Genomic DNA, 17,163 nt, shown 5'->3' on the forward strand with positions numbered 1-17,163 from the left:
GGAATACAAGACAATGAGCCAAATCCCCGCCGACCTGCGTTATGCCGAAAGCCATGAATGGGCCCGCCTGGAAGCCGATGGCACCGTGACCGTGGGCATCAGCGACCACGCCCAGGCCGCACTGGGTGACGTGGTGTTCGTCGAGCTGGCCGAAGTCGGCAAGGTGTTCGCCGCCGGCGACGCCGCTGGCGTGGTCGAGTCGGTCAAGGCTGCCTCGGACATCTATGCGCCGGTGGGCGGCGAGGTGATCGCGGTCAATGAAGAACTGGCCGACAGCCCGGAACTGCTCAACGAAGAGCCCTACGAATCGTGGATCTTCAAGCTCAAGCCGAGCGACAAGTCCGAGCTGGACAAGCTGCTGGATGCCGCTGGTTACGCAGCCCTGATCGGCGAGTGACAGGACCGGCTTCATCGCGGGGCAAGCCCGCTCCCACGCATGGTACACATCGTGGGAGCGGGCTTGCCCCGCGATGAGGCCTGCACTGCAAATGCAATAATCCCCGCACATTCGGCAATCCTTCCTAGACTTGTAAGTCTCCCTTGAGAACTGGTCCAGGAAGAGATCGTCGCCATGTCCCAGTCGCCATCCCTGCATCAACTGCAAGAGCCCAACCCTTTCCTGCGTCGCCACCTGGGGCCCGATGCCCAGGAGCAGCAGGCCATGCTCGACGTCCTCGGCGTCGCCAGCCGCAGCGAACTGATCGAGCAGACGGTACCGCCGGGCATCCGCTTCAACCGCCCGCTGGACCTGCCGCCGGCCCTCGATGAGCAGGCCGCGTTGGCCAGGCTGGCGGGCCATGCCGCGCAGAACCAGCTGTGGACCAGCCTGATCGGCATGGGCTACCACGCGACCATCACCCCTACTGTCATCCTGCGCAACGTGCTGGAGAATCCCGGCTGGTACACCGCCTACACGCCCTATCAGCCGGAGATCGCCCAGGGGCGCCTTGAGGCGCTGCTGAACTACCAGCAGATGGTCATCGACCTCACCGGCCTGGCGCTGGCCAATGCCTCCTTGCTCGACGAGGCCACCGCCGCCGCCGAGGCCATGGCCCTGGCCAAGCGCGTGGCGCGCAGCAAGAGCAACGCCTTCTTCGCCGACGAGCACTGCCACCCGCAGACCCTGTCGGTGCTCAAGACCCGTGCCGAGGGCTTTGGTTTCGAGCTGATCATCGATTCTGTGGATAACCTGGCCAAGCACAAGGTGTTCGGGGCGTTGCTGCAGTACCCGGACACCCACGGCGAAGTGCGCGACCTGCGCCCGCTGATCGACCAGCTGCACGCCCAGCAGGCCCTGGCCTGCGTCGCCGCCGACATCCTCAGCCTGGTGGTGCTCACGCCGCCGGGCGAACTGGGGGCCGATGTGGTGCTCGGCTCGACCCAGCGTTTTGGCGTGCCGATGGGCTACGGCGGGCCGCACGCGGCCTATTTTGCCTGCCGCGACGACTACAAGCGGGCCATGCCCGGGCGCATCATTGGGGTGTCCCGCGATGCCCGCGGCAACACCGCGCTGCGCATGGCCCTGCAGACCCGCGAGCAACACATTCGTCGGGAGAAGGCCAACTCCAATATCTGCACGGCCCAGGTGCTGCTGGCCAACATCGCCGGCTTCTACGCTGTCTACCACGGCCCTGAAGGCCTGCAACGCATCGCCCAGCGGGTGCACCGGCTGACCTTCATCCTCGCCGCCGGCCTCGAAGCCAAGGGCATCAAGCGCCTCAACCAGCATTTCTTCGACACCCTGACCCTGGACGTCGGCGGCACTCAGGCGGCAATCATCGAGAGCGCCGAGGCCGCGCGTATCAACCTGCGCATCCTCGGGCGCGGGCATCTGGGGGTGAGCCTGGACGAAACCTGTAACGAAGCCACGGTGCTCAAGCTGCTGGATATCTTCCTCGGCGTCGATCATGGCCTGGACATCGCCACGCTCGATCAGCAGGCGCTGCCCGAAGGCATCCCCGGCGCGCTGGTGCGCCGTACGCCGATCCTCGGGCACGCGGTGTTCAACCTGCACCACAGCGAAACCGAGATGCTGCGCTACCTCAAGCAGCTGGAGAACAAGGACCTGGCGCTGAACCAGTCGATGATCCCGCTGGGCTCGTGCACCATGAAGCTCAATGCCAGCAGCGAGATGATCCCCATTACCTGGCCGGAGTTCGCCCAGCCGCATCCCTTTGCCCCAGCCGCCCAGGTGCAAGGCTACAAGGCGATGATCGACGAACTGGAAAGCTGGTTGTGCGCCATCACCGGCTTCGACGCCATCTGCATGCAGCCCAACTCCGGTGCCCAGGGTGAATACGCCGGGCTCATGGCCATCACCCGTTACCACCGCAGCCGCCACCAGCCCGGGCGCACCTTGTGCCTGATTCCGTCCTCGGCCCATGGCACCAACCCGGCATCGGCGCAGATGGCCGGCATGGAGGTGGTGATCGTCGAGTGCGACGAAGACGGCAACGTCGATCTCGACGACCTCAAGGCCAAGGCCCACGCCGCCGGCGAGCGGCTGTCATGCCTGATGGTGACCTACCCCTCCACCCACGGCGTGTACGAGGAGGGAATCCGCGAGATCTGCGAAGTGGTGCACCAGCACGGCGGGCAGGTGTACATGGATGGCGCCAACCTCAATGCCCAGGTGGGGCTGGCGCGACCGGCGGACATCGGTGCCGATGTCTCGCACATGAACCTGCACAAGACCTTCTGCATTCCCCATGGCGGTGGCGGCCCGGGCATGGGCCCGATCGGCATCCGCGCCCACCTCAAGCCGTTCGTCGCCAGCCACCCGGTGGTGCCGGTGCCAGGGCTGGAACCGACCAACAGCGCGGTGAGCGCGGCGCCCTGGGGCAGTGCCAGCATCCTGCCGATCAGCTGGATGTACATCGCCATGATGGGGCCGCAACTGGCCGACGCCAGCGAGGTGGCGATCCTGTCCGCCAACTACCTGGCCAGCCAGCTGCGCGATGCCTTCCCGGTGCTCTACCGTGGGCGCAACCAGCGGGTCGCCCACGAGTGCATCTTCGACCTGCGGCCGCTCAAGGCGCTGACCGGCATCACCGAGGAGGATGTGGCCAAGCGCCTGATGGACTACGGCTTCCATGCGCCGACCATGTCGTTCCCGGTGCCGGGCACGCTGATGGTCGAGCCCACCGAGAGCGAGTCGAAGGCCGAACTGGACCGTTTCGTCGAGGCGATGCTGGCGATCAGGGCGGAAATCGCCGAGGTGCAGGAGGGCAACTGGCCGACCGAGGACAATCCGCTCAAGCATGCGCCGCACACCCTGGCCGATGTGCTGGCGCCGTGGGACCGGCCATACAGCATCGAGCAGGGCATCGCCCCCAGCGCTCACGCGCGCCAGCATAAATACTGGCCGGCGGTGAACCGGGTCGACAACGTGTATGGGGACAGGAATCTGTTCTGTGCGTGCGTGCCGGTGGAGGCATATCGCTAGCGTCTGGCGTGGTGTCTTGCATTGGGGCCGCTGTGCGGCCCATCGCCGGCAAGCCGGCTCCCACAGGGGCCGCGTATGGCCTGAGGCGACGCGATCGGGGTGGGAGCCGGCTTGCCGGCGATGGGCTGCAAAGCAGCCCCGGGACTTACTCGGCCACGGCGTTCTTGGCCAGGATCGCGTTGGCCAGTTCCATGTCGCTGGCCTGGACGCCCGGGTTGTCCGCGCGTACCTGACGGATCGCGGCTTCCAGGAACGGACCGCGGATGGCGCCTTCACTGGCGACGAAGCTGCCGGCGTCGTCCTGGGCGGCGACGATCAGCTTGTGGTCCTTGAAGGTCAGGTAGGTCGAGGCAGTGGTGGCACCGGAGGAGATGACGTTGCGCCAGAACGTGTCGGCCATGGCGGAGCCAAGGGGCAGCGAGCAGAGGACGGTGGCTGCGATGGCTGTTTTGAAACGCATGATGAATCACCTCGGTCGATGAGGGCTGTCGGAATGCCGGTTTGATCCGGTTTACCGCTGCCAAGTTCCCGACCACACAGGGGATTTCTTACTTATCCACAGACCCGCAGCACTTCCTCCAGGGAGGTCAGCCGTTGCTCGGCCAGCCGGCGCCCGCAGCGGCGCAGGTCGTGCAGGCCATCGGCGGCCGCCTGCTGGCGCAGCGCCTCCAGGTCGGCGCCCGGGGTGATACGCTGGCGCAACGCGCTGCCGACCCGGAGCAGCTCGAACAGCCCGGTGCGGCCATGAAACCCGCTGCCCCGGCAGGTCTGGCAGGCGGGGCGATCGGTGTTTTCCATGCCTTGGCAGGATGGGCACAGGGTGCGCACCAGGCGTTGGGCCATGACCCCGAGTAGCGTGGCCCTGATCAGATAGTCGGCCACCTTCAGCTCCTGCAAGCGGGTGATCGCCGCGCAGGCATCGTCGGTGTGCAGGGTGGACAGCACCAGATGGCCGGTCAAGGCCGCCTGTACCGCCACCTGGGCGGTTTCCTGATCGCGGATCTCGCCGATCATGATGATGTCCGGGTCTTGCCGCAGCAGGGCGCGCACGCCATCGGCGAAGCCCAGGCCCAGGCCGGGTTGCACCTGCAACTGGTTGATCGTCGGCTCCAGGCGCTCGATGGGGTCTTCGATGCTGCACAGGTTGACCTGGGGCGTGGCCAGGTGGCGCAGGCTGGCGTAAAGGGTGCTGGTCTTGCCCGAACCGGTGGGGCCGGTCACCAGCAGGATGCCCTGGCGCCGCTGCAGCAGGGCTTTCCACTGGGCCAGCAAGGGCGCGTCCAGGCCAAGGTGTTCGAGGGCTTCGTGGCGTAGCTGCGGATCGAACAGGCGCAGCACCAGCTTCTCGCCGAATGGCGTGGGCAGCGTGGACAGGCGCAGTTCGATCTGCGCGCCATCCGGCAGGCGGCTTTTCAGGCGACCGTCCTGTGGCCGGCGTTTCTCCGCCACGTTCATCCGGCCCAGGTGCTTCAGGCGGCTGACCATGGCCAGGGCGACGCCCGCCGGGAAGGCGTAGACGGGGTACAGCAGGCCATCGATGCGCAGGCGCAGGTGACCCAGCTCGCGGCGCGGTTCCAGGTGGATATCGCTGGCGCGCTGCTCGATGGCGTACTGCAGCATCCAGTCGACGATGCGCACCACATGTTGATCCTCGGCGCCCGCCTGGGCCTGGCTGGCGCCCAGCTCCAGCAGTTGCTCCAGCTCGCCGAGCCCGGTTGCCGGGGGCTGTCCGGCGCCGCGCAGCGAATGCGCCAGGCCGAAGAAGGTGGGCGTCAGCTGGCGAATCTGCCGTGGACTGGCCAGCACCCGTTGCACGCGCTTGCCCAGGCCTTGGCTCAGGTCGGCTTCCCAGTCACGTCGATAGGGTTGGGCGCTGGCCACGGTCACGCTGCTGTCATCCAGCGCCACGGCGAGGATGCCGTGACGCTCGGCGAAGGCCGCGGACATCAGGCTGGCGACCTGTGCCAGGTCGACCTGCAGCGGGTCGATGTGCAGGAACGGCTGGCCTACCAGGTCGGCCAGCCAGTGGCAGAGCGCATCGAGGCCCAGGCGCTGGCCAGGGTGCAACGGGTCTGCCAGGGCCAGCTCGGCGATCAGCTCCAGGGGATGTTCGTCAGGGTGCTGCCTGGCCCGCTCGAGCGCCTTGAGCGCGTCGCAGGCGGCGATCCGTTGTTCGGCGAGCAAGGCGTCGAGCAGCCGGTTCAGGTCCAGGTCTTGGCTAGCGTTGGCGAACATGGCGATATCCCTGCCAGGTGATCCATGACGCTGGCAAGGCTAGCCAGAGGGCGCGCCGGTCGGGTGAATAAAGGGTTTCGGAATCTTGCCGGAGCGCGATCAGGCCGAGGCGGCCTGCGCCAGGCGTGGCTGGCACTCCAGGCTGACATCGGCCACGCAGACCAGGTTGCGCAGCTTCTGCGCGATGACTTCGGCGCGGTGCCAGCTCAGGCCGCCGATGCCGATTTCCATGTCCAGCAGGTCATCGCACTGGCTGACCCGCACGCTGTGCGGCGTGAGGAACTGCAGGGCGAACAGGTTGAGCACGCGGCACAGGCTGTCCGGCTCCGCTTCGGCCTGCAGGCGATAGTGGACAATGCTGTGGGCGGTGTTGGCGGCCCAGGCGTCGATCCTGGGGTGTTCGGCTGCGTGCATGGCGTTTCTCCGCGAAAGTGGAGAAATTCTTGCACGTTGGTGGTGGTATTTTTTCGCTATGATTTAAGTGTTTTGTATTGTTTGCGAATAATTCAATTCGCAAAGTCAGACTTTGGAGAATTGATGATGCATGGCGAACTGGACGCCTATGATCGGCGGATCCTCGAACTGCTGCAGGAGGACGCGTCACTGTCCAGCGCGCAGATCGCCGAGCGTGTGGGCCTGTCGCAGTCGCCGTGCTGGCGGCGCATCCAGCGCTTGAAGGAGGAGGGCGTGATCCGCGGGCAGGTGACCCTGCTCGATCGCAAGAAGGTGGGGCTGAACACGCAGATCTTTGCCGAAGTGAAGCTCAACGCCCACGGGCGTTCGAACTTCGCCGAGTTCACCGAGGCGATCCGCGGTTTTCCCGAAGTGCTGGAATGCTACGTGCTGATGGGGGCGGTGGACTTCCTGCTGCGCATCGTCACCTCGGATATCGAGGCTTACGAGCGGTTCTTCTTCGAAAAACTATCGAATGTGCCGGGTATCCAGGAAGTGAATTCGATCGTGGCGCTCTCGGAGATCAAGTCGACCACCAGCTTGCCGTTGAGACCCTGAAGAGCCGATCGCGGGGCAAGTCGCAACGGCGCACCGCCGCTCCCACGCAGTGCAGGAGCGGGCAGCGCGGACTCAGGCCTTGAGCAGGTGTTTCCAGGCGCGGTTCTGCTCGATGGCGCGGGCCTGCTCGATGCGGGCTTCGAGCAGTTCTTCCTTGCCTTCTTCCACCAGCGGCTGCTCGGCCAGCTCGTGCAGCTTGTTCAGCTCGCCGTAGAGGCGGTCCTGCTGCGGTAGGTCCAGCACCTGGCGGGCGTGGTGCAGCCAGGTCTGCACGCATTCGATGCGCGGCAGCTGTTCGGCCAGGTCTTCCGGGCGCTGCACGTACAGCGGCAGCTTCAGGGCACGGGACTCCTCGCCCAGCAGGTGCTGCAGCCAGCTGGCCAGCTGCGCCTTGCCCTGGCGCTCGCCACGGCCCTTGCGCTCGGCGGTCCAGGCGCGGGCGCTCAGCCAGCGCGCGGTCTCCAGGGAGAACTGGCCCCAGCGCGGGTCTTCCAGCTCTTCGGCGAACTGCTCGGGGGCGGCGCGGCGAATGTCCTCGTCATCGTTGCCGGCCAGCACCAGCGGGCGCCAGTCTTCCAGTAGCGCGTCGAGGCTGGCGCGCAGGGCGCGGGTGGTCGGGCGCGGCGCGGCCTGGCCGAGGCTGGCAGTGAGGGCGCGCAGTTCGGCCAGGCAGCGAACCCAGTCTTGCAGCAGGCGCCAGTGGCCATTATGGCGATACTGCTCGGCCAGGCGCTGGCTGCTGCCCAGCAGTTGCCAGGCGAGGGCGGCATAGGCGTCGTCCAGCGGCATCTCGGCCTGCAGTTCGGTCACCGGCAGGCCCAGCTCGTAGCTGTCCGGATCGAGCAGGCGGTAGCCGCGCTCGGCCTTGCTGATGTCGCAGGGCATCAGCGGCAGGCTGGCGGCCAACTCGGCGGCCAGCTCCAGCAGCGCCTCAGGGGTGCCTTCACGCAGTTCCAGCTCCAGCTCGCAGATTTCTTCCTTGCGCTTGCCTGCGATCACGAAACCTTGATCCAGCGCGGCCTCGATCACTACCTTCGCCTTGCCGCGGCCCCAGGCGATCTCGGCGTACTCGCGGGTGAAGTCGGTGGTGAACAGCGGCTTGATGGTCTTCTTGTCCAGCTCGGCCAGTTGCTCGGGCCAGCAGGTGGCGTCGAGCTTCTTCAGATCGAGCTTGACCTTGTCCAGGTGCCACTCGTGCTCGTTGCGCTCGGACAGCCCGGCGACGCTCTGGCCACGGCACTTGAGGGTCTGGATGATGACCTCGCCATCACGGCGCAGGCGCAGGGCGACGCGGGCGGCGGACAGGTCGCGCTCCGGGGTGTCGAAGTACTGGTTGAGCAGTTCGCGGGTCTGCCAGCCGGACTTGTTGCGCTTCTTCAGCAGGGGGTGCTCGCGCAGGGCGGCAAGGGTCTCGCGGCTGGCGCGGAGTTTGAGTTCGGTTTCTTTGTGCATCGCGGGCTCGGAAGGAGGGGCATCGTTGCCGGGCAGTCTACAGTACTTGCTCCACGAGGATGCTGTGGATTGCCAGGTGACGGGTCGCCATTGTTATGATGCCTTTCACGCCGTCGAGGAGTCCGCGCATGCCGTTGCCGTCGCTGAAAGACCAGTTCGCCGCCCTGATCGCCGCGCCCTCGGTCAGTTGCACCCAGCCTGCGCTGGACCAGTCCAACCGCGCGGTCATCGACCTGCTGGCCGGCTGGCTGGACGACCTGGGGTTCACCTGCGAGATCCAGCAGGTCAGCCCCGGCAAGTTCAACCTCCTGGCCAGTCGCGGCACCGGCCCGGGCGGCCTGGTGCTGGCCGGGCACAGCGATACCGTGCCCTACGACCCGCAGCTGTGGCGCAGCGATCCGCTCGAGCTGACCGAGGTCGATGGCCGCTGGGTCGGGCTGGGCAGCTGCGACATGAAAGGCTTCTTCGCCCTGGTCATCGATGCGGTCATCCCGCTGCTCGAACACGATTTCAAGCAACCGCTGCTGATTCTCGCCACCTGCGACGAGGAAAGCTCGATGTCGGGCGCCCGCGCCCTGGCCGAGGCCGGCCAGCCGCTCGGACGGGCGGCGGTGATCGGCGAACCCACCGGGCTCAAGCCGATCAGGATGCACAAGGGCATCCTCATGGACCGCATCGATATCCTCGGACGCAGTGGCCATTCGTCGGATCCGAGCCTGGGCCGCAGTGCCATGGAAGCCATGCACGCGGTGATGGGCGAGCTCATGGGCCTGCGCCGCACCTGGCAGGAGCAGTACCGCAACCCGCAGTTCACGGTGCCGACGCCGACCCTGAACTTCGGCTGCATCCACGGTGGCGACAATCCCAACCGTATCTGTGGCCAGTGCGCCCTGGAATTCGACCTGCGCCCGCTGCCGGGCATGGATGTCGAGCAGCTGCGCGCGGCGATCCGCGGCAAGATCGCGCCGCTGGCCGAGCGCCACGACGTGCGTATCGACTTTGCGCCGCTGTTCCCCGAAGTGCCGCCGTTCGAGCAGAACGCCGACAGCGAACTGGTGCGCCTGGCCGAGCGCCTGACCGGCCACCGCGCCGAAGCGGTGGCCTTCGGCACCGAAGCGCCTTATCTTCAGCAGCTCGGTTGTCAGACCATCGTGCTCGGCCCGGGTGACATCGCCTGTGCCCACCAGCCCGGTGAATACCTTGAAATGTCACGAATCGAGCCTACCGTGCGTCTATTGCGTGACCTGATCCGGCACTATTGCCTGAGCCATTGATCTTTCCCTGAGCAGAGGAGACCGCGCGTGACCGCAAGCCTGTTCCGACGATGACTTTCGAACGTTGTGCGCCTTTTCGTTCTCCGTTCACTTATCCACAGGCCCTGTCATGCCCGATTACGTCAACTGGCTGCGTCATGCGTCTCCCTACATTAACGCCCACCGCGACTGCACCTTCGTGGTCATGCTCCCCGGTGACGGCGTCGAACACCCGAACTTCGGCAACATCGTCCACGACCTGGTGCTGCTGCACAGCCTTGGCGTGCGCCTGGTGCTGGTCCACGGCTCGCGCCCGCAGATCGAAAGCCGCCTGGCCGCGCGCGGCCTGACCCCGCACTACCATCACGGCATGCGCATTACCGACGCGGCGACGCTCGATTGCGTGATCGATGCGGTTGGCGCCCTGCGCCTGGCCATCGAGGCGCGCCTGTCGATGGACATGGCGGCCTCGCCGATGCAGGGCTCGCGCTTGCGGGTGGCCTCCGGCAACCTGGTCACCGCACGGCCGATCGGCGTGCTCGAAGGGGTCGACTACCACCACACCGGCGAAGTACGCCGGGTCGACCGCAAGGGCATCAACCGCCTGCTCGACGAGCGCTCCATCGTGCTGCTGTCGCCGCTGGGCTATTCGCCGACCGGCGAGATCTTCAACCTCGCCTGCGAGGACGTGGCCACCCGCGCCGCCATCGAGCTGGGCGCCGACAAGCTGCTGCTGTTCGGCGCCGAACCGGGCCTGCTGGACGAGCGTGGCCAGCTGGTGCGCGAGCTGCGGCCACAACACATCGCGCCGCACCTGCAGCGCCTGGGCAGCGACTACCAGGCCGAGCTGCTGGACGCCGCCGCCGAGGCCTGCAAGGGCGGCGTGGCGCGCAGCCATATCGTCAGCTATGCCGAGGACGGTGCGCTGCTGACCGAGCTGTTCACCCGTGGCGGTGGCGGTACGCTGGTCTCCCAGGAGCAGTTCGAAGTGGTGCGCGAGGCGACCATCGAGGATGTCGGCGGCCTGCTGGAGCTGATCAGCCCGCTGGAAGAGCAGGGCATTCTGGTGCGCCGTTCGCGCGAGGTGCTGGAGCGGGAGATCGAGCAGTTCAGCGTGGTCGAGCGCGAGGGCATGATCATTGCCTGCGCGGCGCTGTACCCGATTGCCGACTCCGAGGCCGGGGAGCTGGCGTGCTTGGCGGTGAACCCGGAGTACCGGCATGGCGGGCGTGGCGACGAACTGCTCGAGCGCATCGAGGAGCGGGCGCGCAAGCTTGGGCTCAATACCCTGTTCGTGCTGACGACTCGGACCGCGCATTGGTTCCGAGAGCGAGGCTTTGCGCCCAGTGGCGTGGAGCGGCTGCCGGCGGCGCGGGCTTCGCTGTACAACTACCAGCGCAATTCGAAGATCTTCGAGAAGCCGCTCTGATGCCATCGCGGGTCAAGCCCGCTCCCACGGTGTACCTAGGCTGGCGCACGTGGGAGCGGGCTTTACCCGCGATGCGATGGCAAAGAAAAACGCCGCCCTTGTGGGCGGCGTTTTCGTTTACACGGTATGCAGGTACCAGTTGTACTCGAGGTCGGAGATCGAATGCTCGAACTCCTCCAGCTCGCTCTCCTTGCACGCGACGAAGATGTCGATGTACTTCGGATCGATGTACTTGTTGAGGATCTCGCTGTCGTCCAGCTCGCGCAGGGCATCGCGCAGGTTGTTCGGCAGGCTCTGCTCCAACTGTTCGTACGAGTTGCCTTCGATCGGCTCGCCCGGTTCGATCTTGTTGGTCAGACCGTGGTGCACGCCGGCCAGCACGGCGGCCATCATCAGGTACGGGTTGGCGTCGGCGCCGGCCACGCGGTGCTCGATGCGCACGGCGTCCGCCGAACCGGTCGGCACGCGCAGGGCCACGGTGCGGTTGTCCAGGCCCCAGCTCGGTGCGTTGGGCACGTAGAACTGCGCGCCGAAACGGCGGTACGAGTTGACGTTCGGGCAGAGGAACGCCATCGAAGCGGGCAGGGTCTCGAGCACACCGCCGACAGCGTGACGTAGCGCGGCGTTCTGCTCGGGATCCTCGCTGGTGAAGATGTTGTTGCCATCCTTGTCCAGCACGGAGATGTGTACATGCAGGCCGTTGCCTGCCTGGCCCGGGTAGGGCTTGGCCATGAACGTGGTGTCCATTTCATGGTCGTAGGCGATGTTCTTGATCAGGCGCTTGAGCAGCACCGCGTAGTCACAGGCCTTGAGCGGGTCGGCGACGTGGTGCAGGTTGACTTCGAACTGCGCCGGGGCGCTTTCCTTGACGATGGCGTCGGCGGGGATGCCTTGCTCCTTCGCGCCTTCGAGGATGTCCTGCAGGCAGTCGGCGTATTCGTCGAGGTCGTCGATCAGGTAGACCTGGGTCGACTGCGGTCGCTTGCCCGAGATCGGCGAGCGCGGCGGCTGCGGACGGCCGTTCACGTTCTCCTGGTCGATCAGGTAGAACTCCAGCTCGAACGCGGCGCAGATGGTCAGGCCCATCTCGGTGAACTTGCTCACCACCTGGCGCAGTACTTCGCGCGGGTCGGCGAAGAAGGGTTCGCCTTCGAGTTCGTGCATGGTCATCAGCAGCTGCGCGGTTGGGCGCTTCTGCCAGGGTTCGTTGGAGAGGGTGCCGGGGATGGGGTAGCAGATGCGGTCGGCATCGCCGATGTCCAGGCCAAGGCCGGTGCTTTCGACGGTCGAACCGTTGATATCCAGGGCGAAGAGGGAGGCAGGCAGGTTGATGCCTTTCTCGTAAACCTTGTGGAGGCTGGTGCGCTCGATGCGCTTGCCACGCACCACACCATTCATATCTGCAATCAGAAGGTCAACGTAGAGAACCTCAGGATGTTCCTTAAGGAACGCGTTCGCTTCGTTAAGCTGAACGGCACGCGGGGGTACCGACATGATGCAACACCTTTGTTGTTAAAAATATCAATCAAGGGGGGCTTGCAACCCCAGTCAATCGGAAAGACCAGGTGAAGTCAAGCCAAGCCCATGATGCCCTTAAATGGCACATCTACGGCAGATTTGCTGCATATCGGGGCGTGCCATTATCCGCTATTTTCGCCCTGAAGGGTTATCCCGAGCAGGGCGTGTTTTATTTTTTACGGAGAGGTTGTGTAAAAAAATGAACGAGGATAAGCTCGGTCACAACCCAGAACACAATAATACGAGGGTCACATGGTCCGCTTGCCGAGACCTGTCAGCGCCGCATGCACGGTGCGTTCAGGTACATCTCCCGGTTGCCGTCCGGTCATCGCACGCCTGCATCGAAGGGGCGCCGCGCTGGCCGCAATAATTGACGGTTCGCGTAAAAAAGCCATACCTCGTAACGCTTTACCGCAACGCCTCCTTTCCTTCTGCCCTTCGCTTTTTGTCCGGACACGCTTTCGTGGTGTGTATCCGCTGTGGTCTCGCGCGTGGGGTTTTGCTTTAGCCATGCACAGCATCCAGAATCAAGGCGCGGGCCTTTCCAGGCCCCTCGGCGCCCTGCGCGCCGACTTTGCCCGACGCCTGGCGTCAGTGGCCGCCGGTTGCCTTCAGCCGCGCCACATTACCTCCTGAGGTATTTATGAGTCACAACCTCGACCAGCTCACCGATTGGTTGAAAGAGCACAAGATCACCGAAGTGGAATGCCTGATCAGCGACCTGACCGGCATCACCCGCGGCAAGATCTCGCCCACCAACAAATTCATCGCCGAGAAAGGCATGCGCCTGCCCGAGAGCGTGCTGCTGCAGACCGTGACCGGCGATTACGTCGACGACGACATCTATTACGAACTGCTCGACCCGGCCGACATCGACATGATCTGCCGCCCCGACGAGAACGCGGTGTTTCTCGTGCCATGGGCCATCGAACCGACCGCCCAGGTGATCCACGACACCTACGACAAGAAGGGCAACCCGGTCGAGCTGTCGCCGCGCAACGTGCTGAAGAAGGTCCTGAAACTCTACGCCGACAAGGGCTGGCAGCCGATCGTCGCGCCCGAGATGGAGTTCTACCTCACCAAGCGTAGCGAAGACCCGGACTTTCCGCTGCAGCCGCCGGTGGGCCGTTCCGGCCGTCCGGAAACCGGCCGCCAGTCGTTCTCCATCGAGGCGGCCAACGAATTCGACCCGCTGTTCGAGGATGTCTACGACTGGTGCGAACTGCAGCAGCTGGACCTCGACACGCTGATCCACGAGGACGGCACGGCGCAGATGGAGATCAACTTCCGTCACGGCGACGCGCTGCACCTGGCAGACCAGATCCTGGTGTTCAAGCGCACCATGCGCGAGGCCGCGCTCAAGCACAACGTGGCCGCCACCTTCATGGCCAAGCCCATGACCGGCGAGCCGGGCAGCGCGATGCACCTGCACCAGAGCGTGGTCGACGTGGCCACCGGCAAGAACATCTTCTCCAACGCCGACGGCAGCATGAGCGAGCTGTTCCTACACCATATCGGTGGCCTGCAGAAGTTCATCCCCGAGGCGCTGCCGCTGTTCGCCCCCAACGTCAACTCGTTCCGCCGCTTCCTGCCCGACACCTCGGCGCCGGTGAACGTCGAGTGGGGCGAAGAGAACCGTACCGTCGGCCTGCGCGTGCCGGATGCCGGCCCGCAGAACCGCCGGGTCGAGAACCGCCTGCCGGGCGCCGACGCCAACCCTTACCTGGCCATCGCCGCGAGCCTGCTGTGCGGCTATATCGGCATGGTCGAAGGCATCGAGGCCAGCGCGCCGGTGCAGGGCCGAGGCTACGAGCGGCGCAACCTGCGCCTGCCGCTGACCATCGAGGATGCCTTGGAGCGCATGGAGAACAGCCGCGCGCTAGTGCAGTACCTGGGCAAGAAATTCATCACCGGCTACGTCGCCACCAAGCGCGCCGAGCATGAGAACTTCAAGCGCGTCATCAGCTCCTGGGAGCGTGAGTTCCTGCTGTTTGCTGTGTGATCAACCCTGAGGCCGCCTGCGGGCGGCCACCGGAAAATGGAGAGGCACATGAGCGTCAACAACCCGCAAACCCGTGAATGGCAAACCCTGAGCGGCGAGCACCACCTTGCACCTTTCAGTGACTACAAGCAGCTGAAGGAGAAGGGGCCGCGCATCATCACCAAGGCGCAGGGCGTGCATTTGTGGGACAGCGAGGGGCACAAGATCCTCGACGGCATGGCCGGCCTGTGGTGCGTGGCGGTCGGCTATGGCCGCGAAGAGCTGGTGCAGGCGGCAGAAAAGCAGATGCGCGAACTGCCGTACTACAACCTGTTCTTCCAGACTGCCCACCCGCCGGCGCTGGAGCTGGCCAAGGCGATCACCGACGTGGCGCCCGAGGGCATGACCCATGTGTTCTTCACCGGTTCCGGCTCCGAGGGCAACGACACCGTGCTGCGCATGGTCCGTCACTACTGGGCGCTGAAGGGCAAGCCGCACAAGCAGACCATCATCGGCCGCATCAACGGCTACCACGGCTCCACCTTTGCGGGTGCGTGCCTGGGCGGCATGAGCGGCATGCACGAGCAGGGTGGCCTGCCGATTCCGGGCATCGTGCATATCCCGCAGCCATATTGGTTTGGCGAGGGTGGCGACATGACCCCGGACGAATTCGGCGTGTGGGCGGCCGAGCAGCTGGAGAAGAAGATTCTCGAAGTCGGCGAGGACAACGTCGCCGCCTTCATCGCCGAGCCGATCCAGGGCGCCGGCGGGGTAATCATTCCGCCTGAGACCTACTGGCCGAAGATCAAGGAGATCCTCGCCAAGTACGACATCCTGTTCGTCGCCGACGAAGTGATCTGCGGTTTTGGCCGCACCGGCGAGTGGTTCGGCTCCGACTACTACGACCTTGCGCCTGACCTGATGACCATCGCCAAGGGCCTGACCTCCGGTTACATCCCCATGGGCGGTGTGATCGTGCGTGACACAGTGGCCAAGGTGATCAGCGAAGGTGGTGACTTCAACCACGGTTTCACCTACTCCGGCCACCCGGTGGCGGCGGCGGTGGGCCTGGAAAACCTGCGCATCCTGCGTGACGAGAAGATTGTCGAGCGTGCCCGCACCGAAACGGCACCGTATTTGCAAAAACGACTGCGTGAGCTGCAGGACCACCCGCTGGTGGGCGAGGTACGCGGCCTGGGCCTGCTCGGCGCGATCGAGCTGGTCAAGGACAAGGCCACTCGCAGCCGCTACGAGGGCAAGGGCGTCGGCATGATCTGCCGCACCCACTGCTTCGAGAACGGCCTGGTGATGCGCGCGGTGGGCGACACCATGATCATCGCGCCGCCGCTGGTGATCAGCCGCGAAGAGATCGACGAACTGGTGGAAAAGGCGCGCAAGTGCCTGGACCTGACCTACGAAGCGGTGAAATGACAGTCTGCTAGGCTGGCGAGGTGACATTAATGTCGTTGCAAGGCCCTGCTTCTGTTGAAACAGCGCCTTGTAACTTGCCAGACTAACGGCTGTTTAGTCGCCCAACGCGCGTCCCGTGGTACCTGGCTGCTGAACAGATGGCTTGATAATAAATTCTGGAGCATTACGCATGAAGAAATTGGGCAAGACGCTGCTGGCCGCCGCCCTGATGGGTGCCATGGCCACCGCTGTTCAGGCTGACGACAAGGTGCTGCACGTCTACAACTGGTCGGACTACATCGCCCCGGACACCGTGGCCAACTTCGAGAAGCAGACCGGCATCAAGGTGGTCTACGACGTCTTCGACAGCAACGAGACCCTCGAAGCCAAGCTGCTGGCGGGCAAGTCGGGCTACGACATCGTCGTGCCGTCCAACAACTTCCTGGCCAAGCAGATCAAGGCGGGCGTCTATCAGGAACTGGACCGCTCCAAGCTGCCCAACTGGAAGAACCTCGACCCGGCGCTGCTCAAGGCCGTGGGTGATGCCAGCGACCCGGGCAACAAGTTCGCCTTCCCGTACATGTGGGGCTCCATCGGCATTGGCTACAACCCGGAGAAGGTCAAGGCCGCGCTGGGCGTGGACAAGATCGACTCGTGGGATGCCGTGTTCAAGCCCGAGAACATCGCCAAGCTCAAGAGCTGCGGCGTGAGCTTCCTCGATGCCCCGACCGAGATGATCCCGGCCGCGCTGCACTACCTGGGCCTGCCCAGCGACAGCACCAAGAAGGAAGACCTGAAGGCAGCGGAAGACCTGTTCCTGAAGATCCGTCCTTCGATCACCTACTTCCACTCCTCCAAGTACATCTCGGACCTGGCCAACGGCAACATCTGCGTGGCCGTGGGTTACTCGGGTGACCTGGAGCAGTCCAAGGCCCGTGCCCATGAAGCCGGCGACAAGGTCAAGCTGAGCTACACCATTCCGAAGGAAGGTGCCGGTACCTTCTACGACATGGTCGCCATTCCGAAGGATGCCGAGAACGTCGAAGCCGCCTACAAGTTCATGGACTTCCTGCTGCAGCCGGAAGTGATGGCGGGCATCACCAACGCCGTGCGCTTCCCGAACGGCAACAAGGCCGCCACCCCGTTGGTGGACAAAGAGATCACCAGCGATCCGGCCATCTACCCGTCCGATGAAGTGAAGGCCAAGCTGTACGCCATCAAGGCACCGGAGAAGACCGCCCAGCGCGAGATCACCCGCAGCTGGACCAAGATCAAGTCGGGCAAGTAAGCCTGATGCAAGGCCCTCTGGGCCGGGGTTTCCCGGCCTGGAGGCAGGTTAAGGCAAATAAGTTTGCGGCATCCACGCCGTGAAGGTAAGTTGCGCGCCGGTTTTGCGTGTGCGGCCGAGTTTTTCCGCCACTTGAGGCAC

The 17,163-nt window shown here is 64.9% G+C and carries 13 protein-coding genes; 8 read left to right on the forward strand and 5 right to left on the reverse strand.

Annotation, left to right across the window (positions count from 1 at the left end; genetic code table 11):
* Nucleotides 1-13: 13 nt before the first annotated feature.
* A complete protein-coding gene (gene gcvH, locus HU735_RS04320) occupies nt 14-397 on the forward strand; it encodes a glycine cleavage system protein GcvH (protein ID WP_186712563.1) in 384 nt (127 codons plus the stop codon).
* Between the two features lie 174 nt (nt 398-571).
* Nucleotides 572-3,445, forward strand: a complete 2,874-nt coding sequence (gcvP, locus tag HU735_RS04325) for an aminomethyl-transferring glycine dehydrogenase (RefSeq protein WP_186712564.1) — start codon at nt 572-574, stop codon at nt 3,443-3,445.
* A gap of 145 nt (nt 3,446-3,590) precedes the next feature.
* Here gcvP and HU735_RS04330 read toward each other — a convergent pair whose 3' ends face one another.
* The 3 genes from HU735_RS04330 to HU735_RS04340 form a co-directional block, all read right to left on the reverse strand.
* Complete coding sequence (locus HU735_RS04330; RefSeq protein ID WP_050707438.1) at nt 3,591-3,905, reverse strand: DUF2388 domain-containing protein; 315 nt, start codon at nt 3,903-3,905, stop codon at nt 3,591-3,593.
* Between the two features lie 92 nt (nt 3,906-3,997).
* Nucleotides 3,998-5,680, reverse strand: a complete 1,683-nt coding sequence (locus HU735_RS04335; RefSeq protein ID WP_186712565.1) for a GspE/PulE family protein — start codon at nt 5,678-5,680, stop codon at nt 3,998-4,000.
* A 99-nt stretch (nt 5,681-5,779) separates the two neighbouring features.
* Nucleotides 5,780-6,094 carry a hypothetical protein gene (locus HU735_RS04340; RefSeq protein ID WP_186712566.1) on the reverse strand — a complete coding sequence of 105 codons (315 nt, stop codon included), beginning with the start codon at nt 6,092-6,094 and terminating at the stop codon, nt 5,780-5,782.
* 126 nt (nt 6,095-6,220) lie between these two features.
* On the opposite strand from HU735_RS04340, the gene HU735_RS04345 reads away from it, so the two are divergent.
* A complete protein-coding gene (locus tag HU735_RS04345; protein WP_050707492.1) occupies nt 6,221-6,691 on the forward strand; it encodes an Lrp/AsnC family transcriptional regulator in 471 nt (156 codons plus the stop codon).
* A 72-nt stretch (nt 6,692-6,763) separates the two neighbouring features.
* On the opposite strand, the gene HU735_RS04350 is transcribed toward HU735_RS04345, so the two are convergent.
* Nucleotides 6,764-8,143, reverse strand: a complete 1,380-nt coding sequence (locus HU735_RS04350) for a CYTH domain-containing protein (protein WP_050707435.1) — start codon at nt 8,141-8,143, stop codon at nt 6,764-6,766.
* 128 nt (nt 8,144-8,271) lie between these two features.
* Here HU735_RS04350 and argE point away from each other — a divergent pair, with 128 nt between their 5' ends.
* Both argE and argA read left to right on the forward strand, forming a co-directional pair.
* A complete protein-coding gene (argE, locus tag HU735_RS04355) occupies nt 8,272-9,417 on the forward strand; it encodes an acetylornithine deacetylase (RefSeq protein ID WP_186712567.1) in 1,146 nt (381 codons plus the stop codon).
* Between the two features lie 109 nt (nt 9,418-9,526).
* A complete protein-coding gene (gene argA, locus HU735_RS04360) occupies nt 9,527-10,825 on the forward strand; it encodes an amino-acid N-acetyltransferase (protein WP_186712568.1) in 1,299 nt (432 codons plus the stop codon).
* 117 nt (nt 10,826-10,942) lie between these two features.
* Here the strand turns inward: argA and HU735_RS04365 are convergent, their stop codons facing one another.
* Nucleotides 10,943-12,319: a glutamine synthetase family protein gene (locus HU735_RS04365; RefSeq protein WP_050707432.1), complete on the reverse strand. Its 1,377-nt coding sequence runs from the start codon at nt 12,317-12,319 to the stop codon at nt 10,943-10,945.
* A gap of 667 nt (nt 12,320-12,986) precedes the next feature.
* On the opposite strand from HU735_RS04365, the gene HU735_RS04370 reads away from it, so the two are divergent.
* From HU735_RS04370 to HU735_RS04380, 3 genes are all read left to right on the forward strand, one after another.
* Nucleotides 12,987-14,345, forward strand: a complete 1,359-nt coding sequence (locus HU735_RS04370; protein WP_028688542.1) for a glutamine synthetase family protein — start codon at nt 12,987-12,989, stop codon at nt 14,343-14,345.
* 48 nt (nt 14,346-14,393) lie between these two features.
* The gene (locus tag HU735_RS04375) at nt 14,394-15,755 is read left to right on the forward strand and encodes an aspartate aminotransferase family protein (RefSeq protein ID WP_186712569.1); all 1,362 of its coding nucleotides are present in this window, start codon (nt 14,394-14,396) and stop codon (nt 15,753-15,755) included.
* 169 nt (nt 15,756-15,924) lie between these two features.
* On the forward strand, nt 15,925-17,022 hold the full coding sequence (locus HU735_RS04380; protein WP_011536274.1) for a polyamine ABC transporter substrate-binding protein: 1,098 nt from the start codon (nt 15,925-15,927) through the stop codon (nt 17,020-17,022).
* Nucleotides 17,023-17,163 lie beyond the last annotated feature (141 nt).

It is taken from the genome of Pseudomonas sp. BW16M2 (assembly GCF_014268865.1).
Taxonomy (GTDB): Bacteria; Pseudomonadota; Gammaproteobacteria; order Pseudomonadales; family Pseudomonadaceae; genus Aquipseudomonas; species Aquipseudomonas peradeniyensis.

Excerpts from the sequence above, each read along its gene's own strand:
- HU735_RS04375 (WP_186712569.1), top strand. The coding sequence starts at position 14,394 with ATGAGCGTCAACAACCCGCAAACCCGTGAATGGCAAACCCTGAGCGGC.
- argE (WP_186712567.1), top strand. The coding sequence starts at position 8,272 with ATGCCGTTGCCGTCGCTGAAAGACCAGTTCGCCGCCCTGATCGCCGCG.
- HU735_RS04340 (WP_186712566.1), bottom strand. The coding sequence starts at position 6,094 with ATGCACGCAGCCGAACACCCCAGGATCGACGCCTGGGCCGCCAACACC.
- HU735_RS04335 (WP_186712565.1), bottom strand. The coding sequence starts at position 5,680 with ATGTTCGCCAACGCTAGCCAAGACCTGGACCTGAACCGGCTGCTCGAC.
- HU735_RS04365 (WP_050707432.1), bottom strand. The coding sequence starts at position 12,319 with ATGTCGGTACCCCCGCGTGCCGTTCAGCTTAACGAAGCGAACGCGTTC.
- gcvH (WP_186712563.1), top strand. The coding sequence starts at position 14 with ATGAGCCAAATCCCCGCCGACCTGCGTTATGCCGAAAGCCATGAATGG.
- HU735_RS04330 (WP_050707438.1), bottom strand. The coding sequence starts at position 3,905 with ATGCGTTTCAAAACAGCCATCGCAGCCACCGTCCTCTGCTCGCTGCCC.
- gcvP (WP_186712564.1), top strand. The coding sequence starts at position 572 with ATGTCCCAGTCGCCATCCCTGCATCAACTGCAAGAGCCCAACCCTTTC.
- HU735_RS04345 (WP_050707492.1), top strand. The coding sequence starts at position 6,221 with ATGCATGGCGAACTGGACGCCTATGATCGGCGGATCCTCGAACTGCTG.
- HU735_RS04380 (WP_011536274.1), top strand. The coding sequence starts at position 15,925 with ATGAAGAAATTGGGCAAGACGCTGCTGGCCGCCGCCCTGATGGGTGCC.
- HU735_RS04350 (WP_050707435.1), bottom strand. The coding sequence starts at position 8,143 with ATGCACAAAGAAACCGAACTCAAACTCCGCGCCAGCCGCGAGACCCTT.
- HU735_RS04370 (WP_028688542.1), top strand. The coding sequence starts at position 12,987 with ATGAGTCACAACCTCGACCAGCTCACCGATTGGTTGAAAGAGCACAAG.
- argA (WP_186712568.1), top strand. The coding sequence starts at position 9,527 with ATGCCCGATTACGTCAACTGGCTGCGTCATGCGTCTCCCTACATTAAC.